This is a genomic window from Nostoc sp. ChiVER01, from assembly GCF_034531155.1.
Lineage (GTDB): Bacteria > Cyanobacteriota > Cyanobacteriia > Cyanobacteriales > Nostocaceae > Nostoc.
The window spans coordinates 34,692-60,081 of the sequence record NZ_JAVRBS010000041.1; the positions used below are offsets into that span (position 1 = coordinate 34,692).

18 protein-coding genes are annotated in these 25,390 nt (G+C 37.8%); 9 read left to right on the top strand and 9 right to left on the bottom strand.

The annotated features are described in order from the left end of the window. A partial coding sequence (locus RMY00_RS33040; RefSeq protein ID WP_322651583.1) for a tetratricopeptide repeat protein occupies positions 1–1,681 on the bottom strand: 1,681 nt, incomplete at its 3' end. Continuing rightward, the gene (locus RMY00_RS33045; protein ID WP_322651584.1) at positions 1,668–2,963 is read right to left on the bottom strand and encodes an ATP-binding protein; all 1,296 of its coding nucleotides are present in this window, start codon (positions 2,961–2,963) and stop codon (positions 1,668–1,670) included. The genes RMY00_RS33045 and RMY00_RS33040, both read right to left, overlap by 14 nt. 351 nt (positions 2,964–3,314) lie before the next feature. Here RMY00_RS33045 and RMY00_RS33050 point away from each other — a divergent pair, with 351 nt between their 5' ends. Together RMY00_RS33050 and RMY00_RS33055 are read left to right on the top strand one after the other, a co-directional pair. Beyond that, the gene (locus tag RMY00_RS33050) at positions 3,315–3,470 is read left to right on the top strand and encodes a hypothetical protein (protein ID WP_322651585.1); all 156 of its coding nucleotides are present in this window, start codon (positions 3,315–3,317) and stop codon (positions 3,468–3,470) included. Between the two features lie 242 nt (positions 3,471–3,712). After that, positions 3,713–4,414, top strand: a complete 702-nt coding sequence (locus tag RMY00_RS33055) for a hypothetical protein (protein ID WP_322651586.1) — start codon at positions 3,713–3,715, stop codon at positions 4,412–4,414. An 8-nt stretch (positions 4,415–4,422) separates the two neighbouring features. Here RMY00_RS33055 and cobO read toward each other — a convergent pair whose 3' ends face one another. The 3 genes from cobO to RMY00_RS33070 form a co-directional block, all read right to left on the bottom strand. Beyond that, a complete protein-coding gene (gene cobO, locus RMY00_RS33060; protein ID WP_322651587.1) occupies positions 4,423–5,100 on the bottom strand; it encodes a cob(I)yrinic acid a,c-diamide adenosyltransferase in 678 nt (225 codons plus the stop codon). Between the two features lie 510 nt (positions 5,101–5,610). Next, positions 5,611–6,066 carry a GFA family protein gene (locus RMY00_RS33065; protein ID WP_322651588.1) on the bottom strand — a complete coding sequence of 152 codons (456 nt, stop codon included), beginning with the start codon at positions 6,064–6,066 and terminating at the stop codon, positions 5,611–5,613. A 138-nt stretch (positions 6,067–6,204) separates the two neighbouring features. Further along, positions 6,205–7,473, bottom strand: a complete 1,269-nt coding sequence (locus RMY00_RS33070) for a plasmid pRiA4b ORF-3 family protein (protein ID WP_322651589.1) — start codon at positions 7,471–7,473, stop codon at positions 6,205–6,207. A gap of 186 nt (positions 7,474–7,659) precedes the next feature. Here RMY00_RS33070 and RMY00_RS33075 point away from each other — a divergent pair, with 186 nt between their 5' ends. From RMY00_RS33075 to RMY00_RS33085, 3 genes are all read left to right on the top strand, one after another. Then, positions 7,660–8,196, top strand: coding sequence for a nucleotidyltransferase family protein (locus RMY00_RS33075; RefSeq protein ID WP_322651590.1), 537 nt, complete (start codon positions 7,660–7,662; stop codon positions 8,194–8,196). 278 nt (positions 8,197–8,474) lie between these two features. After that, positions 8,475–13,925 (top strand): AAA family ATPase, encoded by a 5,451-nt coding sequence (locus tag RMY00_RS33080; RefSeq protein WP_322651591.1) that lies wholly within the window; start codon positions 8,475–8,477, stop codon positions 13,923–13,925. Positions 13,926–14,505: 580 nt separating this feature from the next. After that, positions 14,506–15,117, top strand: coding sequence for a nuclear transport factor 2 family protein (locus RMY00_RS33085; RefSeq protein WP_322651592.1), 612 nt, complete (start codon positions 14,506–14,508; stop codon positions 15,115–15,117). Positions 15,118–15,162: 45 nt separating this feature from the next. Here RMY00_RS33085 and RMY00_RS33090 read toward each other — a convergent pair whose 3' ends face one another. Together RMY00_RS33090 and RMY00_RS33095 are read right to left on the bottom strand one after the other, a co-directional pair. Then, on the bottom strand, positions 15,163–15,627 hold the full coding sequence (locus RMY00_RS33090) for a (2Fe-2S) ferredoxin domain-containing protein (protein ID WP_322651593.1): 465 nt from the start codon (positions 15,625–15,627) through the stop codon (positions 15,163–15,165). 273 nt (positions 15,628–15,900) lie between these two features. Next, positions 15,901–16,578: a GntR family transcriptional regulator gene (locus RMY00_RS33095; RefSeq protein WP_322651594.1), complete on the bottom strand. Its 678-nt coding sequence runs from the start codon at positions 16,576–16,578 to the stop codon at positions 15,901–15,903. Between the two features lie 89 nt (positions 16,579–16,667). On the opposite strand from RMY00_RS33095, the gene RMY00_RS33100 reads away from it, so the two are divergent. Next, the gene (locus RMY00_RS33100; protein ID WP_322651595.1) at positions 16,668–18,290 is read left to right on the top strand and encodes a 2-isopropylmalate synthase; all 1,623 of its coding nucleotides are present in this window, start codon (positions 16,668–16,670) and stop codon (positions 18,288–18,290) included. Here the strand turns inward: RMY00_RS33100 and RMY00_RS33105 are convergent. Next, on the bottom strand, positions 18,257–18,691 hold the full coding sequence (locus tag RMY00_RS33105) for a hypothetical protein (protein WP_322651596.1): 435 nt from the start codon (positions 18,689–18,691) through the stop codon (positions 18,257–18,259). The genes RMY00_RS33100 and RMY00_RS33105 overlap by 34 nt on opposite strands. Before the next feature lie 88 nt (positions 18,692–18,779). On the opposite strand from RMY00_RS33105, the gene RMY00_RS33110 reads away from it, so the two are divergent. From RMY00_RS33110 to RMY00_RS33120, 3 genes are all read left to right on the top strand, one after another. After that, the gene (locus tag RMY00_RS33110) at positions 18,780–19,565 is read left to right on the top strand and encodes an HAD family hydrolase (RefSeq protein ID WP_322651597.1); all 786 of its coding nucleotides are present in this window, start codon (positions 18,780–18,782) and stop codon (positions 19,563–19,565) included. Positions 19,566–19,872: 307 nt separating this feature from the next. Next, the gene (locus tag RMY00_RS33115; RefSeq protein ID WP_322651598.1) at positions 19,873–21,048 is read left to right on the top strand and encodes a DNA double-strand break repair nuclease NurA; all 1,176 of its coding nucleotides are present in this window, start codon (positions 19,873–19,875) and stop codon (positions 21,046–21,048) included. A 519-nt stretch (positions 21,049–21,567) separates the two neighbouring features. Then, entirely contained in the window at positions 21,568–24,261 is a 2,694-nt protein-coding gene (locus RMY00_RS33120) for a PAS domain S-box protein (protein ID WP_322651599.1), read from the top strand. A 121-nt stretch (positions 24,262–24,382) separates the two neighbouring features. On the opposite strand, the gene nadC is transcribed toward RMY00_RS33120, so the two are convergent. Next, entirely contained in the window at positions 24,383–25,249 is an 867-nt protein-coding gene (gene nadC, locus RMY00_RS33125) for a carboxylating nicotinate-nucleotide diphosphorylase (protein WP_322651600.1), read from the bottom strand. Positions 25,250–25,390 lie beyond the last annotated feature (141 nt).

Here is a 25,390-nt window from a genome sequence, read left to right on the forward strand (position 1 = left end):
GCCTGAGTACCAAAGCTTGGATGAAAAGGGGTTCGGCTTCGCTGTATCTGCCTTGAGAGTAGTAGAGTAATGCTAAGTTGTTGAGGCTAGCGGCGACATTAGGATGTTCATCACCCAGCAGTTGACGCCTGAGTGCCAAAGCCTGGATGAAAAGGGGTTCGGCTTCGCTGTATCTGCCTTGGGAGTTGTAGAGATTAGCTAAGTTGTTAAGGCTAGTGGCGACATCTGGATGTTCATCACCCAGCAGTTGACGCCTGAGTACCAAAGCTTGGATGAAAAGGGGTTCGGCTTCGCTGTATCTGCCTTGGGATTCGTAGAGATTAGCTAAGTTGTTGAGGCTAGCGGCGACATCTGGATGTTCATCACCCAGCAGTTGACGCTTGAGTGCCAAAGCTTGGATGAAAAGGGGTTCGGCTTCGCTGTATCTGCCTTGAGAGTAGTAGAGTAATGCTAAGTTGTTGAGGCTAGCGGCGACATTAGGATGTTCATCACCCAGCAGTTGACGCCTGAGTGCCAAAGCCTGGATGAAAAGGGGTTCGGCTTCGCTGTATCTGCCTTGGGAGTTGTAGAGATTAGCTAAGTTGTTAAGGCTAGTGGCGACATCTGGATGTTCATCACCCAGCAGTTGACGCCTGAGTACCAAAGCTTGGATGAAAAGGGGTTCGGCTTCGCTGTATCTGCCTTGGGAGTAGTAGAGATTAGCTAAGTTGTTGAGGCTAGTGGCGACATTAGGATGTTCATCACCCAGCAGTTGACGCCTGAGTGCCAAAGCTTGGATGAAAAGGGGTTCGGCTTCGCTATATCTGCCTTGGGAGTTGTAGAGTAAGGCTAGGTTGTTGAGGCTAGTGGCGACATCTTCTTCTAACCCTAATTCTTTTTGCAATTCCAGCGCTTTATAAATATACTTAATTGCTAAATCTAATTCTTGTTGATAGTCCTGGGCTTCACCTCTATCTAATCTCTGTTTGTAAATGTTTGCCAATGTAATATACAAACTTGCTAATTTCGCGTCTTTAATTTCGCTTTGCTGTTCTATTTGCTGAATTAATCTTTGTAAATCTTCAATGGGTAAAAAATAGTCATTATCACTATTAAAGTTTTCTAATTCCGTACTTGTTAACGCAAAACGTATCGCTTCAACTTCTCTCGCAGAAATCACATTTTTAGCATGTGAAACAAACCGAAATACTCCATTACGCCAACTCCAAAAATCCGGCGCTTTTTTGATTAAATTAATCATCAATTGATGCGTCACCCACAGGACGATCGCAAAGGGGAATTTCCCCAAACCTTCCCTTGTCCACTGCAAATAACCAAAGAACTTTTCTTGTGCTGATTGTTCTTCCCCCAGTCTGAGAAAAAGCAACTTTTCTGCACCCGTGACAGTTATCACTGCTGATTGAAACTGTTGTAGACATTCTTCCTTTCCTAATAGTTCTTGAATAGCGGCTTTTAAATTAGGTTCTTCTTCGTCTAATGTAACCCTATAAGTACAAAACTGAGGTTTTAATTCTGTTTCATAGCGGTCAATTACTTGATTCCGAAAATCAGCATTATCACAAATACCAATGAGTAAATTAAATTTACCTGCTCCTGCTTCAATGGAGACAATTAAATCATCAAAAGCATCTTGATTTTTTTGATTGGGGTTAATATTTTTATTCTGATTATTTGCTGTCATCAATTAAGCCCTCCTCACGCAATAATTCGACAACAATAGGATGAACATCATACCAATTTTGACGATTGCGATATTCAAGTACATAAAGCCCATGTAGTAAGTCGAGAAATTCTTGCTGTTTTGGATCTTCTGGCTTGAAATTATTATAAGTTGTTTGCAATATTCGATAATCTACACTACCTAAAGGCATAGAAAAATCATTACGAATATTATTAATTGCTTGGTCTAAAATTTCATCATTAATTATTACTTTATCTTCTGGCTTCCGGCGAATTAATCGCAGACAAATCCGACAACATTCATTAGAAATGCGAATTAATTCCCGTAACACACCACCACTATTTAAAACTATTTTTTCTGCTGTTGATGATTCAAGTAAATTATTTGAGATTCGTTTAGTCAATATTTCACAAAGAATATTCAAAGTTTTTGGAAATGGTGTAGAATTTGCTAAATGACTCTCTCCTTTTTTAAATAACTTTAAAACAGGCATTGCCACAACTTGATCGTTAGTTTCATTTTCAATAGTTGGTTTGAGGTCTTTTTCTCGCAAAGCCGCAATGGGTATAGTATAAATAATTCTAAATCCAGGTAAGCAAAGAGCTTTAATATTATCTTTAAATAGATTATTGACTACTACTAAATCAAGCTTATCTAAATCATCAACAATTACTAATATTTGCTTTTTTGTAACCGCTTGAATTGCTGCGGCGATAATATTTAATTGAGCGACTAACTCAGAAATTTTACGCTCAAATTCTTGTTTAAGTTCATAACGAATTTTCGAGTCAACTTTTAATTTGACACTAAATAGTTTCAATATATTAAAATCTTTAGAAGCTTCCCTTTCAATATTGGTTTCTTCCGTGCGGACGCGGGTAGCAAACCATTTATCAATGGCATTTTTAGTAGAAGTAGGAATATCAATTTGACGCGCCTCTGCTTCCAGCATTAAATTAACAGCAATAGAAAACAGGACATTAATATGATTTACGTCAGACATTTCTATAGTGTTAGCAATAGAAAATAAAACAACAAAATATTTATCTTCTATTCTCCGGCTAAATTCCGCTAACAAAGTAGACTTACCACATCCTCGATGTCCGGTGAAAACAACCTTACCATCTGAATTGGGACTATCTTCAATCAACTGTATCAATTCATCAATAGTATCTTCGCCATACTCTACCCGAAACCTTCGTAAATCATTCTCTTCAATTAAGGGTAACAGTTCCAAATTACGATAAGCTTGTTGAAACGACTTGAGTAAATCTTCAGTCATAGAATAGGGTAAATATAATTAACCTCCACCACAGTTAATTATCACCTATTTCCCCACAGATGGAAATCCAAACTGGTTGTTTCTGGGTAGAGGGATAATTTTATCCAAACCCCCACAATCCATCAAAATTGCAACTTAATTTGGTCACAATATTTACACCATTGCAACCCTTTTTCAATCTGACGCACTTTTACGTCTAGGCGCAGTCTTTCTCAATCTACGTAACTACCTGCAAGTGCCAGAATTACTTTGACTGTAGGACTATTACTTATAATCGAGTAAAAAAGTTATCATCAAAAGTCAGTACTCAGCTAAGGGGCAATCCTTTTCTATGAAAGCAACAAGGGAGCGATGCCTACGGCGGGCTACGCCTACGCAGAAATTGGCGATACTTGGGAGAATATCATAGCAGCAAGGGCTAAACTTGCTGAAAGACCGATGATCTCAGCATTTTTATCACCTGAAAAATCTCAAAGGCAAGATGTTAAAAAATTAAATGTTAATTGAGAAGGTTTAATTTGGGATTAACCTCACCCAATGGGATGAATCTATTGGATGAAGAATAAATACTCTAAGTGATGGTAATCTAAGGTTGTTGAGCTTTTTTAACTAAAAACTTTAGTTTTTGACAGTTTTCTTTTTTGGACAATAGTAATATAAGTTGTAAACAAGGTCTTTGATAATTAAGACTTAGTGATAATGTAAGTAAATTATAAAAAATTAGTTCGTTTTTTAACAGGAGAAGTAGGGTGCTTAATAACCTTCATCAGTTCTTATCTCCCCGTCAATGGGGAATTTCCCTCGCAGGCTTAGGCTTACTTCTCGGTTTGGGCTTTATAGCCAAGCAGACTCAAGTAGTACCATTTACAAATTCTTCATTATCATCAGCTCAAATTCAGAAACCTAGCGAAAACTCTCTTTTGTCGCAGCTAAGAAGAGTTAGAGAGCAGAGAAGTCAACTCAATGCGGCTTCTGGAGATGGAGGGTTTTTTGGTCATAAGAGTGGAAAAACATTACCTACAACCACAGCGTTGGTTCCAAATACTCAAGGAGCTACAAAAGACGCGGGAGTTTTACCAAAAGCGGATTTTCCTGTAAAAGATGGGATTTACCTCTATGGTCAATCCCCAAAATCAAACCAGCTTGGTCAAGGTTACATCATATTTCAAAAGCAGCAGAATAAGGTAACGGGTGCATTGTTTATGCCCCACTCAGAGTTTAATTGTTTTCAGGGTACACTCAACCCATCAGGAGAATTGGCGATGACGGTTAATAGTTCGTCAAATGAAGCCAGTACTACTCAGTCGAATCAGGTAGCTTCAAGCAATCGACTGCCTCAAGTGAGTGAAGATGAGTTCAGCAGTTATCCTTACTCGCTGGCTCTGCAAGACTTTTATCATTTAAGTTCTATCACTGCTAGCGATCGCCGCACATTGCAAATGTGTAAGTAATCTTCAATTTAATACTCAATTCCTGGTTGCGCCTTAACGCCTTGATCGCGGAAAGGGTGCTTAATTAGGGTCATTTCAGTTACGAGGTCAGCACGCTCTATTATTGCAGCCGGTGCGCCTCTACCTGTAAGAATAACGTGTTTATCAGCAGGTTTTTGCGCCAAACCTGCTAAAACATCGTCTACTTCTAAGTAAGACATTTTAAGCGCAATATTGATTTCATCTAACAACACCATGTGGAAGTCTGGGTTGCGAATATATTCTAATGATTTTTGCCAAGCGGCGCTAGCTTTATCGAGATCGCGATCGCGGTCTTGAGTTTCCCAGGTAAAGCCTTCGCCCATTGCGTGAAATTCTAACTGATCTTCCCAATTACTGAAAACCCTTTTTTCTGAAGGTTCCCAGCTACCTTTAATAAATTGGATGATCGCTACTTTATACCCGTGACCTAGCGATCGTAACACCATCCCTAAAGCCGCAGTGGTTTTACCTTTACCATTCCCAGTATTTACAATAATTAATCCTTTTTCAGGTACAGCTTGTGCTATGCGTTTATCCTGCACTTCTTTGCGTCGCTGCATCTTTTTGCGGTACTGTTCATCAGTCAGAGACGAAGACATGACTTCATCAATCAAGCGTCCAATCTCTTTGTCTGGGTTTAATTCTTCTGGTGTATCGTTTTTCATCAATTTTGTGTGCAAATAACTGTTAAAAGTTTCGAGAATAGAGCAAAATCGTCTTAGAGGTTGTTTGAAAAGTTTTAGGCGAATAGAATTCGCTACTACACAAACTAAGTCCACCCTCGTGGACTAAGAGAAAATCAATGATTTTAACCCACGGAGGTGGGTTTTGACTGTGTAGCCGCACCTGTGCCCGGTGAGTAATAAATTAGACTTATCCAATTTTACTTGAATCACTTGATTGGAAATGTCCAGTAAGTTTTCATGTGAAATGTTAATAGTGTGTTAGCTTTATTAACATGATTTGCAGACGGGTATAGGAATACATATCATATACAAGCTGAACTTATAATTTGAGTTTACTATTACTGTTTTAAAAAAATTTAATATGTTCATTAAAGTACTTTACCAGTAAAATTTATCATTATCACCTTTGGTAAAGTCATGAATTAGACTACCAACCAAGGGCACTGGTTTAAGTGTCGGGTATATTTTCTAAAATCGAGAATTGTGCATTTATGGATGTTGTTGTTTCCATTTTTCCCATAAAGGCTGTGTGTCCTCTGGTTGCCCGTCATAGTTGAGCAATTGGTCTGAAATTATCATCCATGACTGGGCGCTGCGTGTCCAAATATTGCCCACCGGGCGTAACCAACTTGTATCATCTAAGGTTCCAGCTTTGACATTGATAGTATTTGTATTGTAAGTCCGTTCATGGAACAATCGCGTTCCGCAGTCGCCACAGAACAGGTTCTTTACTTCACGTCCACTATCATTTTTCCGAGTCCAAGCTTTCGGTTTACCCTGAACAATCATAACTGCATCTCGTAGTACTGTAAGAGACATACCAAAGGCACTAGACGATTGTTTTTGACACTCCTTGCAGTGACATAGGTAAAGAGTTAACGGTTGGGCATGAATTTCATAACGAATCTGTCCACATTGACAACCTCCAGTATATGGAAGACTCACAGGTTTTATCTCCTTACAATTTGTGTAGCTTCATTGAAACTAAAGCTATGTTAATCTTAAAGCTGGTTGTAGCAGATACAAACAAAAAATACAGTTACAAAATGACATTTTCATTCTCCGCGTCTCTCTAAAGCCCACTCAACCTTCATCTTGATCTGATTCATCATCCTCACTCCAATATTGTTGAGGTGCATTTCCATGAACTTCTAAAATCTTTGGTTTTTTGATTTTATTGTCAGGCTGATTAATTTCTTCTAACTGCACATCAAATTTCCAGTTATCACCAAAATCATAAAGATAGGTCATTTTAGCACCTGGTTCTAGGGATAAATTACCAATCTGTATTTGGTCAGCAAATGGAGGTGTTTCGATGTAAGGATGACCTATTTTAATTGCACGGCCAAAACGATCTTTATAACTAAACTCATATAAATGGTCGTAGTCAAAATCAAAAGCATCAAGAATTGTTTCAGCTAGCCAGCTTAATGTTTTTTTCGCTGGTATAGCAATACGTCTCCAAGCCTGAGAAATAGACACTTTAAAAATATAAATTCCATCGGTGAATCTTTGCTGTGGAACAAATAAGTTATGCTCCCATTCTGGAAAAAATGGTTGTAAATGTGACTGCAATTTTCCAAAACTCACATTTACATCATCCTGTAATTCTCCTCGTATACCTAATGGAAATAATAATTGTAACAGAGCATCTCCAAAGGGTAAGCGTTGTAAACTGGTAATACGCCACCCCTTACCTTCTTGCGGTTTTCCTTGCTTGATAGATAACAATCCAAATAACTCTAACAGAGCAACGTTATGCAAACCAGGGTAATAACTAATATTCTGTTGATCTTCATATTTAGGAAATTTTAACCCTTTATCTGGAACGCGGGGCCAAAGTTGAATACATCTAAATAAATTCCCGAATGAGTCTTGATGCTCACCCAAAATTTCGTTATTTCCCCAAATCAACCAGGCTTCTAATAAGTTGAAATAGCGTTCTGTTAGGTTAAGATTTGACCATGATTCCAACGTAGCTGTGTCTAATACTAAAATTTGTTTCTTACCTTGGGATCTGATTTGGGCTATCCCAGAACTGCGTAATAACAGATATAGTCCATTAATGTAGGGGTATGATTTCTGGACAGGACGTTTAAGTTTAGTTTCGATTGGATGACTTAACCGAGAGTTAACTTCTGATAATACTTTCAGTGGTAAAAGGTTATTAACACTACTAACTTCCACTCCATTTGGTTGCAAGAAATCTATCAGGGTTTGAAAGTCATGCAGAATCGTACCAGGTTGATTTTCATCAATGTTGAGTTCTTGTAGAAGTTCTTGTTGTGACTCTGTTAGGGAAGGCAGTTCAGGATTGAATGTGCGTTCTAGCCGCGCAAATAAATCTTCCATAAATAAAAGTTATAAATTCACAATTTAACCTTCCGTAAAATCCTGTTCTCTATACTATGACTTCAGCAGTTACCCTAATAAACCTTGACCTGCCAAGTATCAGAGTAGGTCTATTAAGACCGTAAGCTTAATGAGATATGAATAATAATATTTTCACCTTCTAGTTGATCATCCCAGGAATTTGATATGAATAGTAACACTCGTCTACAGATGATTTTAAATAATACACCTATTGATACAGTATTAAGAGCGATCGCTCAACTAAATTTACCTAACTGGTGGTTAGCCGGGGGTGCAGTCCGAAACACCGTTTGGTCTTCAATTTTTGGCAATGAGTGTAAATTAAATATTAAAGATTTTGATATTGCATTCTTTGATATAGAGGGAAACCGTTCTCAAGAACTAGCAGCAAAGGCAACTCTCACAGAACAATTTCCTCAAGAACAGTTTGATGTAAAAAATCAAGCTAGTTTTGCTCGTTGGCGGCTTGGTCGCAGACCCTACACCAGTACGGAGGATGGCATTACAGATTGGCTGCATACTGCTACTGCTGTAGGAGTGCGACTAGATGCACAAGGGCAATGGCAATTTTTTACTCCCTATGGGTTAGATGACCTGTTTGATGGCATTATTCGACCTACACCAGCACATACTCATAACCTAGATGCCCACAATAAGGCAACTACATTCTTGCAAAAGTGTCCTTATCTGCGGTTAGCGTAAAAGTTACAGTCGGGTTGTAGCCACGGGTTTCCGTTACAAGGGAAATCAGCTTTTTAATTTACAACCCTTGGGTATGGAATTTCATGTTAATAATTTTATTCCACTGGGAATAATTAAGCTAGAACCCCTTTTACAACAAGCCTAGTATAGGTCGGCGGAAATAAACCTACCATTTTATTACATCCAGAAAGCCCAAAGTTAAAATATGCGTGACTTTTGACTTCCGCCTTGCGGTACTAGGGGTAATACTAATTTTGTAAATTGATAGTTAAAAATAAATGCCAAATCGTACTGGATATAAAATCAACTCGACTATCCATGAAGGAATCCAAACAATTATTTATCATACACAAAGGCCAAAGACGCAACAGCAAGTTATTCTGAAGCTACTGAAAAATGAATATCCTACTCTTGAAGCCTTTACTCGTATTAAAAATGAGTATCAGATTCAACAAGGTTTAGACCATCCCAACATAGTTAAAGCTATCAGTTTGGAAACCTTTGGAAATCGTGTGGGACTTTTGTTAGAAGACTTTGGTGGACAGTCTTTAGCTCAACATTTACAGACAGAAAAGCTTAATTTAATCAATTATTTAAAAATAGCTATTCAATTGACAAAAGCTCTAGTTTATTTACATAAAAACCAGATTATTCATAAAGATATCAAACCTAGTAACATTATCATTAACTCCCAAACAGGTATTGTTAAACTCACTGACTTTGGTATAGCCTCCCGCCTCAATAAAGAAAATCCTCAGTTTACTAACCCGAACTGTGTTGAAGGCACACTTGCCTATATGTCTCCTGAACAAACTGGGAGAATGAATCGCACTCTTGATTATCGTACTGACTTTTATTCTCTTGGTGTGACTTTGTATGAAATGCTCACTAGTAAAGTGCCATTTTTTAGCCAAGATACCCTAGAAATAGTTTATAGTCACATTGCTGTTGAACCAATTAACCCGCAGTTATTAAACCCAAAAATTCCTGCCGCACTCTCAGAAATCGTCATGAAGCTAATGGCAAAAAATGCGGAAGATCGATATCAAAGTGCTACAGGATTGTTAGCAGACTTAGACTTATGTCTCAACCAGTTAGAAACTAAGGGTACAATTACTGATTTTATCCCAGGTCATTTAGATGTCTTAAGCCAGTTATTAATTCCTCAAAAATTATATGGACGTGAAGAACAAGTTAATGAACTATTAGCTGCATTTGAGCGTATTACACTTGGAACTAGTGAGATGATGCTAGTTTCTGGTTATTCTGGCATTGGCAAATCAGTTTTAGTTAACGAAGTTAATAAACCTATTACTCACAGACAAAGTTACTTTATTTCGGGTAAGTTTGACCAGTTAAAGCGAAATATACCTTATGCTTCTTTAATTCAAGCTTTCGCTTATTTGATGCGATACTTACTGACAGAAAATAATGAAAAAATAGAAACATGGCGTAAGAAAATATTATCAGCTTTAGGAGCAAATGGAAAAGTCATTACTGACGTAATTCCCGAAGTAGAATTAATCATTGGTACACAGCCTGAAATTGCCCAAATTGGTGGAACAGAGTCACAAAATCGTTTTAACCGTGTTTTTAAAGAATTTATCCAAGTTTTTACTCAAAAAGAACACCCATTGGTCATCTTTTTAGATGATTTACAATGGGCGGATTCAGCCACATTAAATTTAATTCAACTAGTCATAACTGACATAGACAGCAAGCATTTATTATTTATTGGGGCATATAGAGATAATGAAGTTAGTTCAGCACATCCTTTAATCCAAAAAATAGAAGAAATTAAAAATAGTGGCACTATTGTCAATAATGTTGTATTACAACCTTTGAATTCAGAGAATGTAACTCAGTTGCTTACAGAAACTCTACAAAAAACAGAAACCAATCCTAATAACAAAAAGGGGCTATTTGATAATCAACTTATCCAATTAGCTGAATTAATTTCTAATAAAACAGGCGGCAACCCATTTTTTATAACACAACTAATTCAAGCACTTCATCAAGAACATCTTTTAACATTTGATTTCATTAATGCTAAATGGCAATGGAGCCTAGAAAATATCCAATCAATTGGAATTACTGATAAAAATGTTGTTGAACTGGTTGCAAGCCGAGTTCAAAGCCTACCGAAGTTCACTCAAGATGTTTTAAAACTAGCAGCTTGTGTGGGTGACAGATTTAGTCTAGATATTTTATCGATAGTCAATGAAAAATCAGCTTCTTTGACAGCAAATGATTTACACTCGGCTTTGCAAGCGGGATTAATCCTACCTTTAAGTGAAGCTTATCGCATTCCTTTAGTTTTTAATCAAGAAGAAGCGACTAATTTAAATTTCGATTCTTCACGGGTAGGTTATAAGTTCTTGCATGATAGAGTACAACAAGCAGTTTATTCCTTGATTCCAGAAGAAATAAAAAAATCTACTCATCTAAAGATTGGGCAATTGCTCCTACAAAATATACCAGAGGAGGAAATAGAAGCTAATATTTTTGATATTGTCAATCAGTTGAATGTAGGTATTGTTAACCTGATAGAGCAATTTGAGAAAACTGAATTGGCACGATTGAATTTAATTGCAGGACGAAAAGCTAAAGCTTCTACAGCTTACGAAGCTGCTCTTAAATACTTCACAAATGGGATAGAACTTTTAAATATAGATGCTTGTGAAACTGAATATGGCTTAACTATAGGTTTATATGAAGGAGCCGCAGAAGCAGCCTATCTGGGCGGTAATTTTGAGCAGATGCAGCAATGGGCTGATGTAGTGCAGCAAAAAGCCAAAAACCTTTTAGATAAAGTGAAAGTCTATGAAATACAGATTATCGCTTCTATTATTCAAAGCAAACAACTAGAAGCTATCAAAATAGCAGTATCAACTCTGCAATTATTAGGAATAAGTTTTCCAGATGAACCGACATCAATTGATATTCAGCAGGGGATAGATAAAATCGCTGTTTCTTTGAAAGGGAAAGCGATGTCTAATGACAAGCCACTAAATGTCTATGCAGATTTAATTAACTTACCATTAATGACTGATCCTAACAAGATTGCAGCTATGAGAATCTTAATGGGAGTTCTCCCTGCGGCTTTTCAAACTGCTCCTGCAATGATGCCAATTATTGTCTGTAAAATGGTCAACTTGTCCTTAAACTATGGCAATACAGCTGTATCTGCCTATGGTTATAGCCTTTATGGATTACTGCTTTGTGGAGTTCAAGGAGAAATAGAGTCTGGCTATGAATTTGGGAAATTGGCTTCAAGGTTAGTGTCACAATTTAATTCTCAAGAACTCAAAGCTAAGATTCTAACAGTTGTTAGCGCTCATGTTATGCATTGGAAAGAGCATGTTAAAGAAACATTAACATCAGCAATGGCAGGATATTCTAGTGGTTTAGAAACTGGAGATTTAGAATATGCTGGCTATTGTGGTTACATTTATCCTTATCATTCATTTTGGTTGGGTAAGGAACTTTGGGTTTTAGAAAAAGAACTGATAGCTTATTGTGACTCGCTGAAAAAAATTAAGCAACAAGTAGCTTTAACTTGGAATTTAGTATATTTACAAACTGTTTTGAACTTGAAAGGAAGTTTTGAAAATGTGGACTGTTTAATTGGAGAAGCTTACGACGAACAAAGTATGCTCCCAATTCATCAGCAAGTAAATGATCTTTACACAATTAACCATTTATTTGTTAATAAACTAATGCTCTCTTACTTATTTGGAGAGTATTCTAAAGCTGTAGAAAATGCCGCGATCGCAGAAAATTCTTTAGGTGGTGTTACAGGGTTATTTGTTGTTCCACTGTTCTATTTTTACGATTCTTTAGCCCACTTGGCTACATATCATACTGCTAAAGAGTCAAAGAAGCAAGCTATTCTAGAAAAAGTTCAAGCTAATCAGCAAAAAATGGAACTCTGGGCTACTCATGCTCCCACGAATCACTTACATAGATTTTATTTAGTGGAAGCAGAACGGTATCAGATCTTGGGTCAAAAACTTGAAGCAATGGACTACTATGAGAACTCTATTGCCAAATCTCAAGAAAATGGTTTTCTCCAAGAAGAAGCTTTAGCTTATGAGTTAGCAGGAAAATTTTATCAGTCTCTAGGTAAAGAGTTAATCCATCAAACTTATATAACTAAAGCCTATTATGCCTATATTCGTTGGGGTGCGATCGCGAAAGTTAAACACTTAGAATCAAAGTATACTTTTTTAGTAGGACAAACCACTACTATAGAAACTACTCCTTCAAAAATAGATACAATTCACCTTACCACTACCACCACTACTAATAGCAGTTTAAGCGATTTTTTAGACTTTAATGCATTTATCAAGTTTTCCCAAGCGATTACCAATGAAATTGTTTTGGAAACTTTATTAAGCAAGCTAATCAAAATTCTGCTAGAAAATGCTGCCGCTCAAAAAGCAGTACTGCTCCTACTTAAAGATAATCAACTATATATCGAAGCTTCTGGAAATACTGCTGACGATGTAGTGACAGTTTTATGCTCTATTCCCGTTGAAAACTATCAGGATTTACCCCTATCTGTGATTAATTACGTGTTTCGTACTCAGCAATATCTTGTATTAAATGATGCGATAACTACAGAACCTTTTAACTTCGATATTTATATTCAGGAATCTCAAACAAAATCAATCTTTTGCTTGCCTATTATTTACCAATCACAGCTTACGGGTATTATCTATTTAGAAAATAAATTATCTTTAGGAGCTTTCCTTCCAGAAAGGATAGAGGTGTTAAAAGTTTTAGTTTCTCAAATGGCTATTGCTATCGAAAATGCCCGCTTGTATACAAGAGAGCAAGATAAATCTAGAGAATTACAACACTCAATAAAAAATTTACAAGAGGCACAGCTACAACTTATCCAAAGTGAGAAAATGTCTTCTCTGGGAAATTTAGTTGCAGGTGTAGCACACGAAATAAATAACCCAGTCGGTTTTATTGCAGGTAGTATTGCCCAAGCAAAAGATAGTGTAAGTGATTTAATAGAATATCTGCAACTGTACCGAAAAGAATTCCCTAATCCAGGTGCTGAAATTGAAGAAAAAGCCGAAGAGATAGATATAGATTTTCTGCTAGAAGATTTACCCAAAATGATTGATGGTATGACAATAGGGACACAGCGCATTCGTAACATTAGTACTTCTCTCCGTACTTTTTCACGCGCTGATACTTCTTCTAAAGTATTAGCTAATATCCATGAAGGTATTGATAGTACTTTGTTAATTTTACAGCATCGGCTGAAAGCTGATCATAATCGTCCAGCCATTCAAATCGTCAAGCAGTATGGAAATATTCCATTAGTGAAATGCTACTTAGGACAATTGAATCAGGTGTTTATGAATATTTTGGCAAATGCAATTGATGCTTTAGAAGAAGCAAATATTGGTCGTAGTTTTATGGACATTCAAGAAAATTACCCTAACGTTATTACTATCTTAACTAAGACTAAAGAAAATAATAAGCTGGTAATTAAGATTCAAGATAATGCAAAAGGAATGACAGAAGAAGTTAAAGCCTGTATTTTTGAAAATCTATTTACTACTAAATCTGTAGGAAAAGGTACAGGATTAGGATTATCTATTAGTCGTCAAATTATAGTAGAAAATCATGGTGGAAGTTTAATTTGTGAATCAGTCTTGGGACAAGGAACAGAATTTATAATTTCTATTCCTATATCTGGAGAATAAGCTCTCACTGTAGTACAATTTCTAGGTTAGTTTTGAGAGTCTTTAGTAAGCACTTTAGTAGCTTATGATATCAGGACTAAAGTCCTTACTATGAACTTGCTTATCTATTAATTTAAACTTGACGCACTATTAGAGGCATAGTTCACCGACTTTTTTAATAAGTTTGATAGCTTTTCCATCACAAAAAACTATGAATTACTAGAGTAATTATACTTAATTTTTAAAATCTGTAAAAATAAAGGTTATTTTTCTCTTAATAAATGTATGTAAGTAGTAAGTTAATTACTTAATAAAATCAACACAGATTTAGTTATAATTAACACTTTAAAATCTACATAGTATCTGTTATAAATGATAATATACATCAAATCTTGTATTATCTGGCTCATTTACTAATAAATGAAAAATAAGCTTTAACTAAATCTGCAAGGATTTAGCCAAGTTTTTATGAGCTAAAAAGTTCAGTGTAAACTTGAGTTTGCAGCAAGTTACAAGATATGAAAATCGTAAACATTAAGGTGCTTATACTGTGGAAAAAAGAAGAGAAAATGGGCGAATAGTTTCAAAGGCTATCTCGTTTGTGTTAAATCGTATAACTTTGATTGTGCTTGCAGTGACTCTTGTGCTGTTTATTGGAGGTAGATTTGAAATAGCAAGTGCAACTCAACCTAACGCGGAATTAGAAATTCAAAAATTAACATCCTGTTATTCGCTGGGAACTGATGCTATTGGTAGAGGAAATCTCTTAGAAGGAAAGAATATTTATCGAAATTGTTTTACTCAAGATGCAGTCCTCACTGCTATTTTTCCTGATGGGACAACTCAAACAAATTATGGGACAGATTCTTGGGCAGATTTTGTCTATTCAGTATTTCAAGGAAATGGTTATACAGCTACCCAACACTTGATGGGTACAATAAACATTTCAATTGAGAATAATCAAGCAGTAATGACTTCTTATCTCCATGCAACTCACAAACGCTCAGAAACTAGCATTGATGTTGCAAATGGCACTTATGAAGATCAAGTTGTCAATATAAATGGGCGCTGGAAAATTCGTAAACGGACTCTTAAACTCATCGATTTCTTGAATCTCAGTTCACCGACAGTTGATTCCTCAAATGCTAATGCCCGAAGCAGTAATTCCTCAACTAACTTTGTAAAACCAAAAATGTCTGGTTTCAATCATTAATCTTTCACACCATATAAGTAAAAAGTAAAAAGTAGAGAGTACTTTTTACTTTTTATTCTGTTTGATGTATGAGTAAAGAAGTTCACGTAGGCGTAGCCCGTCGTCGACATCACTTTGAGCATTTACAATTAAGCATGGACTATTTTCGCCACTTCTATTACTTACAATAACAACAGTAATACCGGATTTTGGACAAATCCCTAAACAACTGGTGCTAACAACCCGAAATTCTCCCCATAATCCCTCAAATTTTAAACGAGATTTTAACCAATTTTCTAAGTCTTCAGAAGCTGTTGAGCTTTTGCTAGTTGGATGAAAACTATTTGAGCGCTCGTTTGCACATTGTGAACATACAAGTACTAAACCAGATTCCCATTGGGGAGAAACACTAGGAATAGAAGTTTCTAAGGGGCGAGAATTTATTAAGGGCGATGTCTGCTGAGAATTTGATACAAATCTTTTGAAGATACGTTGCAGCAATCTTTTAATACGCTGGATCAGTTTTTTCATGGACGATCCCTACCTATTTTTCTGAACAACTTAAAAAGACCTTTCCCTGGTTTTACTACATAAAACCGTCCCTCTCCGCCTCGGAGAGGGATAGAGTTAAACTTTAGTTTAAGGAAGGGAGAGGTTTGTTGAACAGGATAGTGTAATTTTCCTGTTTAGTCTGTTCTGGTAGATCATTAGCTGGTGAAAAGAATTGTTTTGATGTAACATTGCTAAGTCTCTACAAGGGTTATAGATAAGGCATATTTAATTTCACCAGATGTTTATTAATAATCAGCGCTTCTGAGCAATTTGCTGCAAGTATGCAATTAGCTGTTCTCCTGCGGTGTCAATATGTCGTTTCAGTAACCTGACAGCAGCTTTTGTATCTTGCTGGCGACAAGCATCTAAGAGTTGATAGTGTTCTTTTTGCGATCGCTCTTGGTAATCCATCTGCGCCAATTGTACCCGGACATAGCGATCGCAATTAATGTGTAAAGTTTTAATCATCCCCAACAACCGGGGACGTTCAGCAGTGGCATACAGCGTAGCGTGAAATTCCCAGTTGAGTTTTGCCAACACACCTGCATCAGTTGCTTGATCTGTCGCTTCTAAAATTACAGCAGCTTTTTCTATATCTGTTTCCCGGAACTTGGGTATTGCCAATTGCATCGCTTTCACTTCCAAGGCGCTACGAATTTCACAAATTTCTTGCGCCTCTTGTGCTGTCAATACCGATACGATCGCACCACGATTTAAATGCAGTGTCACCAATCCTTCTGCTTCTAACTGCTTGAGCGCTTCACGCACGGGAATACGACTAACACCAAACTGAGTAGCAATTTCATCCTGTCTCAAAGATTGTCCTTCCTGAAAAATGCCGCGCAGAATCGCTTCCCGCAAAGCATCGGCAATTAAATCTGGGGTACTGCGTTGTTGCAGCACATTCGCTGCCAAGTCATTTAAGTTCATATTTTATATTGTATACAAAATACGAAAGATTGTATACAATATCCAAAGTAAGTTTTTGAAACATCCCTTCAATACCACGGGAGACAATTATGAGCATCGCATCTCAACCAGACCAAGTTATCATCTTCGACACCACGCTACGGGATGGCGAACAGTCACCGGGCGCAACCCTCAATGTAGAAGAAAAGCTGGCGATCGCTCATCAACTAGCTCTCCTTGGTGTTGATGTGATTGAAGCAGGTTTTGCCGTTGCGAGTCCGGGAGATTTTCAAGCTGTCAAAAGCATTGCTGAACAAGTTGGAATACCCGGTGGGCCAATTATTTGCAGTTTAGCTAGAGCCATTCGCCAAGATATTCATGCAGCCGCCGAAGCCTTGAAGGGAGCGGCTCGTCCTAGAATCCACACCATGATTTCTACCTCTGATATTCATTTGAAATATCAGTTGAAAAAGTCTCGTAGCCAAGTATTAGCGATCGCATCAGAAATGATTGCCTATGCTAAGTCGTTTGTAGACGATGTAGAATTTTCACCAATGGATGCTAGCCGCACCGAGCCGGAGTTTCTTTATGAAGTTTTGGAGATGGCGATCGCAGCAGGTGCAACTACAATCAATATTCCTGATACCGTTGGTTACTGCACACCCAAAGAAATCGGAAATCTGATTCAAGGAATTCGAGAACATGTTTCTAATATCGATGGGGTGATTCTTTCCATTCACACTCAAAATGATTTAGGTTTGGCGACAGCTAACGCATTGGCAGCAATTGAATATGGTGTGCGTCAGGTGGAATGTACCATTAATGGTATTGGGGAACGGGCTGGAAATGCAGCATTGGAAGAAATTGTGATGGCGTTGCAAGTTCGCAAATCATTTTTCAATCCTTACTTTGGTCGTCCGGTTGATGCCGATACACCCCTGACTAATATTAAGACTCAGGAGATTTATAAAACCTCATCCTTGGTTTCCCAATTAACAGGGATGCTGATTCAGCCCAATAAAGCGATCGTGGGAGCAAACGCTTTTGCCCATGAGTCTGGTATTCACCAAGATGGGATTATCAAACATCGCCAGACTTATGAAATTATCGAAGCTGCTGCGATCGGTTTGCCAGAAAATCGCATTGTTTTGGGCAAGCACTCTGGAAGAAATGCGTTCCGTACCAGGCTCAAGGAATTGGGGTTTGAATTGAACGAGGCAGACTTAAATAAAGCCTTCAATCGATTCAAAGATGTCGCCGATAAGAAAAAAGAAATCTCAGATTGGGATTTAGAAGCGATCGTTCGAGATGAAATGCAGATTCAAGTAGAAAGTGGCTTCCAAATCGAACATGTTCAGGTAATCTGCGGTGACTGCACTTGCCCAACTGCAACCATTACAATTGTCACTCCTGAAGGCAAAATCCTTACAGATGCGAGTGTAGGCACTGGCCCAGTGGATGCGGTGTATCAAGCAATCAATCAATTGGTACAGATTCCCAATCAACTAATTGAATTTTCCGTCCAATCTGTGACTGGAGGAATTGATGCACTGGGAACCGTCACAGTTCGCTTGAAGCATCAAGAGCAGATATTTTCTGGACAAGCATCTGATACTGATATCGTGGTAGCCGCAGCTTACGCTCATCTCAACGCCCTGAATCGTCTTTATCATTACTTGCAAACTAAGAAATCCGAGTTTCATGAGATCAACTCTGCTGTTATCTCTGGGTAGAGAATACAGGTATAAAAATGATTTTGCGTGATTTCAAAACTTTTGTAGAGACGTTGCATTGCAACGTCTCTACACCTAGATTCATACGGGACTGGCAGGCCACCTAGATCGCGTCTTCCCGTAAAAGCAAAAAGTAAATTGAACGTTGCGTCCATCAGCCTTGTTGTTTCCGGTTTGTTTGTAAAATTACGGTTGTAATCATAAGCAGCCTGCACCGTACTGTGTCCAAAACGGTAAGCTGCAACTGAAAATTCTAGAAGAATGAAAAGATTTCCATGCCGGGGATAGTAGAATTTCAGCCCGTCGCTGAGGATGCTATTTACTGTCCCATTTGCAGTCACAGTTTTAAGGAAATGAAGAGTTACTTGCTTGGAAGTGCTAAAGCGATCGCCTACAATCATCCAGACTATTTTTCTTGCCTACAGTTGTGATACAACAAATCATTGCTAGTTCAGTTAAGCTGGCAACAGCAGTTTCATCCTCAAAACAATGACAGCAAGTAGTCCCACAATTTTAGCCCTAGACTTTGATGGAGTCATATGCGATGGACTAATTGAATATTTTGAGGTAGCATGGCGTACCTACTGTGAAATTTGGTCTTTTGCTAACGACACACCACCAGATGATTTAGCTTTACGGTTCTATCGTCTACGACCTGTAATTGAAACAGGTTGGGAAATGCCCGTTTTAATCAAAGCCTTGATAGATGGAATTCTTGATGATAAAATTCTTCATGAATGGGCAAGTATCGCTCCAAAACTATTGTTAGACGACAAGCTGCAAGCAAAAGAAATTGGCGCGAAACTAGATCAGCAAAGAGATGAATGGATTACCACAGATTTAGATGGTTGGCTAAGTCTGCATAGATTTTATCCAGGTGTAATAGAAAAAATCAAATTAACTCTTGACAGTGGAGTTAAAGTGTACATTGTAACAACTAAAGAAGGGCGTTTTGTCCAGCAATTGTTGCAACGAGAAGGAGTGAATTTACCAGCAGAATCAATTATTGGCAAAGAAGTCAAACGTCCTAAATATGAAATTCTGCAAAATTTAAAGCAGGAAGCAGAAAATAAGGCAGTTAGTCTCTGGTTTGTAGAAGATAGACTCAAGACTTTGCAGTTAGTCCAACAGCAAACAGACCTTGAAGATGTGAAACTCTTCCTCGCAGACTGGGGTTATAATACCCAAGCAGAACGTGAAGCTGCCCAAAATGATCCGCGAATTCATCTGTTATCACTGTCCCACTTTTCTAAAGATTTCTCTGCTTGGCTTTAAATATATGAAATACGTTGCAATAATCTCTTGATACCTTTACCCTAAAAGGGCTTGTCATTGTTCAGATTTATGTAATAGTCAAATTGTTGCGTTTACCGATATCCCGCCAGGAACTTAAGTTCCTGGCTTATAACCCAAGTTCACTCAAGTGAACTGAAATCATTTATTTAGTCTCGGAATTTATTCCAACGCGAAATTGTAACGAAGTGGGATACATAGCAAAGATTATAAACCAGAAGCTTACGTTTTTCGATTTAGATGAAATAATAACTCATAACTATTCACTCCTCACTTAGCACTTACTTTTATGCTTGATCTTACAAAACTGGCAAGGCAAATGCAGGGTTTAAGCCAGCATCTTACTTTAGAAGCTGTTGCTAGTCGTCAGCGTTTAGAATTGGCGCAACAACATCTAAAAAATGCTTACGAGTCTCAACAAGATTTAATTGATCGCCAGGAAAAATGGCGCGATCGCATTCTCTTTGCTAATGCTACCCCAATTGAGCCATTAGAAACCTGTATCGATATCCCAGTTCCCCCAAAGGTACATACTGTCATCGCTACCGATGGTTCGCAAATTGCCCCTAATCATCACGAAATTGCTTATTGTTATCTGCTGAATATCGGCAGAGTAGTTTTACACTACGGACAAAATCGCCATCCGATACTTGATAGTTTGCCAGAAGTATTTTACCGCCCTGAAGATTTATATATGTCTCGGCAGTGGGGAATTAGAACCGAGGAATGGATGAGTTTTCGCCGCACTGCTTCAGAAACAACGGTATTAGCCGAACTTGCATGTGCAGCCAAGGGGGAAGCACCAGCATTGGCGATGGTAGATGGCTCCTTAATTTACTGGTTTTTAGAACAATTACCAATGGATGCCCGCGATCGCATTTTACCCCCAATTCTGGAAGCTTGGCAGCAAATGCGTGATGCTCAAATTCCGTTGATGGGCTATCTTAGCGCCTCTCGCAGCATCGAAACAATGAACTTTTTACGGTTGTTAGCTTGTCCTCATCAAGTGCCAGACTGTAAAACTTATTGCCCAAATCAGCTAGAAAAAGTAGCTTGTAAAATTTTTGAACAGTTGCGAGATACTTCTGTTTGGGCAACCCGACTCAAACCAGGACAACGCAGTACTCTGTGGCGCAGTAATTCCCCCATTCTCGAACTCTACGGGGATCAAATCATTTACTTTTGCTATGTCCACGTTGGCACTGAAATTGCCCGGATTGAAGTTCCAGCGTGGGTAGCAGAGAATGTAACCATACTAGACCAAGCATTAGGGCTAATGCTAGCACAAGTCCAAAAAGGATATGGCTACCCAGTAGCGATCGCAGAAGCCCATAATCAGGCAGTAGTCAAAGGTGGCGATAGAACGCGTTTCTTTGCTCTCCTCGAACAACAAATGATTAAAGCTGGTTTGAAAAATGTGGGAACTTCCTACAAAGAAGCCAGAAAGCGCGGCAGTATTGCTTAGGAACTTCCAGAATAATCTATTGAACATCCAGTTGGCCTTTGAATATACGGGTCTTGAAAATGGCGATCGCAGGCATCCGAATTTATGATGTTTACATTTCTTCCCGTTATTAAAACTGACACATCAGCCAAGCTAGAGATAATAAAACGGGCACAATACCCTGGCAAACAATCTTAAGCAGATTAAGGAATTCATGCTGTTAAGCAAAAGGTGCTGCCCTTACTTAACACTTCTTATCTTTAATACAAAATATAAATGTTTACTTTACAGCTTTTTAGGGAAACCTTTATTTAGTAGGAAATTAAGTCAAATAAATAGCGAGTTTCCTCAGTAAAAACTAGGAGATAACTATTGCGTTTGCTCTGATTATTACGTATTTATTCGGAAATCAAATAGTCTTTGTGGGAACTCATATTAAGTAGTGTCTAACTCAATAATATCTCATTAAGATCATTATCAAATTTACGAAAAACGTATTCATTTATTTTACTTACAAAAAGATTTATACCTAAACAATTTATGAAACTAGTTAAAGCTGAATACAAACAATCTGAAGAAAAATACTCTCGATTTTTCTCACTTTCTATAGATTTATTATGTATTGCTAATTTTGATGGTTATTTTAAGTATTTAAACCCAAAATGGAAAAAAACGCTAGGTTGGTCTGAACAAGAACTTATTAGCAAACCCTTTATCGAATTCGTTCACCCTGAAGACCGTGAATCCACTATTGCCGCAGCCCAAAAAATTATACAATCTGTAGATGCAATCAGCTTTGAAAACCGCTATCTTTGTCAGGATGGTTCTTACAAATGGCTGTCATGGAATGCGACTGGCTTTGGTGAAGAAAACTTGATTTATGCAGTAGCTCGTGACATTACCCTTAATAAACAGAATGAAATAGAATTACAAAACTCTATCAGAGAACTAGAAGCTTTTAAATATGCTTTAAATGCCCATTCCCTTGTAGCCATTACTGATAAAACCGGAAGAATAACCTATGTTAATGATCTATTTTGTCAAATTTCTAAATATTCTAGAGAAGAACTTTTAGGGCAAGATCATCGTATTATTAATTCTGGACATCATACAAAGGCATTTTTTGCCAATTTATGGAAAACTATTGTTAAAGGAAAAATATGGAAGGGAGAAATTAAAAATAAAGCCAAGGATGGTAGTTTTTATTGGGTGGATACTTTGATCGCCCCAATGTTAAACTCAGATGGAAACCCCTATCAATATGTATCCATTCGTACAGATATTACACAGCGCAAGGTTTCAGAGTTAGCTTTATTGGAGCGATCGCGCTTGTCACTTTTGAGTGCAGAAGTCAGTTTAGCCTTATCTCAAAGTGGCACACTTCCAGAAATTCTGCAAAACTGTACAAATCCTATTTCGCAATACCTTGATATCGACTTTGCTTGTATCTGGACATTTGAAGGACAAACAAACCAGCTACAATTGCAGGCTGGTGTTCATTGCACAGATGTTACTTGTAGTGCTTTGAACGCTAGCCAAGATTTCCCAAATCACATGGTTTTAGCGGATAACATTATTGGCTTAATGGCTCAAAACCATCAATCTATTTTTAACGAAAAACTATCAATTAATAATTCCGAAAAATTTCTCGATTCTACATTTTCAATTTTGAGACTTTCTGCTTATCCCTTAATAGTAGAGCAGCAATTAATCGGTATAATGGCTTTAGTTAGTAAGCAATTATTTACCGAAGCAACTCATAACCTATTAAATTGGATTGCTAATAGTATTGCTGTGGCTATTGATCGAATCTTGGCGCGAGAAGAACTCCTCAGCCGTAGGGAAGCTTTATTACTGCGTCTAGCTAGTCAAATCCGCAGTTCTCTTGACCTAAATATGATTTTACAAACTGCGGTCAATGAAATTCGTAGCTTATTACAAATTGATCGTTGCTACTTTCTTTGTTACTTACCGCACCCATCGCAACCAAGCCTAACTATTACCTATGAAGCGCGAAACCCTAACTTACCAAGCATATTAGGCAATATTTCGCTCCAAAAAAGCGCTTTGCTAACAAAAATACTTATCTCCCAAGAATTAATTTGCATAGACGATATTAAGAGTAATTCGTATCTTGATGATGATTTGCAAGAACTTTTAACCGAATTTGGCATCACATCTCAATTAATGCTACCAGTTAAAAGTAATTCTGGTGAGATTGGAGCAATTGTTTGTAGTCATTGCAGTGGCGATCGCATTTGGACTAACAGTGAAATTAGCCTGCTACAAGCAGTTTGTGATCAACTAGCGATCGCCATCGATCATGCACAACTTTATACCCAAAGTCGCTCTGCTACTTTAGCTGCTCAAACTCAAGCCGAAAAACTCACTGAAACTTTGCATAAATTGCAGCAAACTCAATCTCAGCTGATCCAAAATGAAAAAATGTCTAGCTTAGGACAGTTAGTAGCTGGAGTTGCCCATGAAATCAACAATCCAGTTAACTTTATTCACGGTAACTTAACCTATGCAAATGAATACTTTCAAGAGATGTTAACTCTATTGCACCTTTATCAGCAACACTATCCCAATCCTCAGATAGAAATTTCCGATCTCACTGAAAAAATTGATTTGGAATTTATTACCGATGACCTTTCTAAACTCCTGTCATCAATGAATATGGGTACTAATCGTATTCGTGAAATTGTTCTAGGGTTACGAAATTTTTCTCGTCATGATGAAGCAGATAAAAAACTAGTTGACATTCATGAAGGAATTGAAAATACACTATTAATCTTGCATCATCGCTGGAAAGATAATGGAATTGGGTTGGATATATCTATTGTTAAAGAATATGGAAGTTTGCCATTAGTTGATTGCTATCCTGGACAGCTTAATCAAGTATTTATGAATATTTTGAATAATGCGATCGATGCTTTAGAAGAGTCAATGATCAAGTTAAAAACAAATGATAAACCGCAAATTATAATTCGGACTGAAATTTTGGACAGTAAATTTGTTGTCATCCGAATTGCTGACAACGGATTAGGGATAGAGGAAGACATTAGAAAACGCTTATTTGATCCCTTTTTCACAACAAAACCTGTGGGTAAAGGAACAGGGCTAGGACTATCAATTAGCTACCAAATTGTAGTAGAAAAACATGGTGGAAATTTAACTTGTCTATCAGAACCTGGAAAAGGCACAGAATTCTGGATTGAAATTCCAATTTAAATAGATTGAATCAGACCTACAGAAAAAGTCTAGCGGCTTTACTTGCATTTTTTTAAACTTTGATCCTGCTGAAATGCAATATTACACCGATTTTGCAATTGGATTATTCAGCTTATTTATTTTAAAGTACAATCCTCATACTCAAATCCAACCACTTCGACTGAGTAATCGGCGCACTACTAGAAATATAGTCAACACCCGTCTCTGCTACACCGCGAATAGTTTCCAAAGTCACATTCCCAGAAGCTTCAATTTTCACTCCGCTATCCTGCTGGCGAATCAACTGCACTGCATCACGCATCATATCCAAAGGCATATTGTCCAACATAATAATGTCAGCCTTGTGCTGCAAAGCTTCTTTCACCTGCTCTACACTTTCCGTTTCTACCTCTATAGTCAAGGGATAAGGAATATGAGAACGAATACGGGTAACAGCTTCTCCAATTCCTCCAGCCGCCGCAATGTGATTATCCTTAATCATCACCGCATCATCCAACCCCATACGGTGATTAATTGCTCCACCCAAAGCAGTTGCATACTTTTCCAAAAGTCTCAACCCTGGTGTAGTTTTACGCGTATCCACCAACTGAGCAGGTAAATCAGCAATTTTTTCTACATATATATTAGTCAGGGTAGCAATCCCACTCAACCGCATAGCCAAATTGAGCGCAACTCGTTCCCCCATCAACAGCGCATCCAGCGAACCATGAATTTCGCCTACTACCTGTCCCGGTTCACACCATGTACCTTCAGCCGCAACCGCCACAAAGCTGACTTTTTCGTTCAGAATCTGGAAAACCCTAGCAGCAACTGGTAAACCAGCAATTATCCCTGGAGCTTTAGCTACCCATTTAGCCGAGCCTAGCGTCACATCTTCTACTAATATCGTATTTGTTGTGCGATCGCCCCTGCCAATATCCTCCAACAACCAGCCACGCAACAGTGGATCTAAAACCAGCCAGGGTGGTAAAACAGCAGAATTACTCACAACTTTATTGCTTCCTTAGTGACTTCCAGGAATACTATAGCCTATAACCCTTACTCGCTAAGGCTTTCATAGAGACTCAGAAAAGATCCAAAAGATTTTTGGAAAAAGAGTTGACACAAAGAGTTGGGTTCGCTATATTGA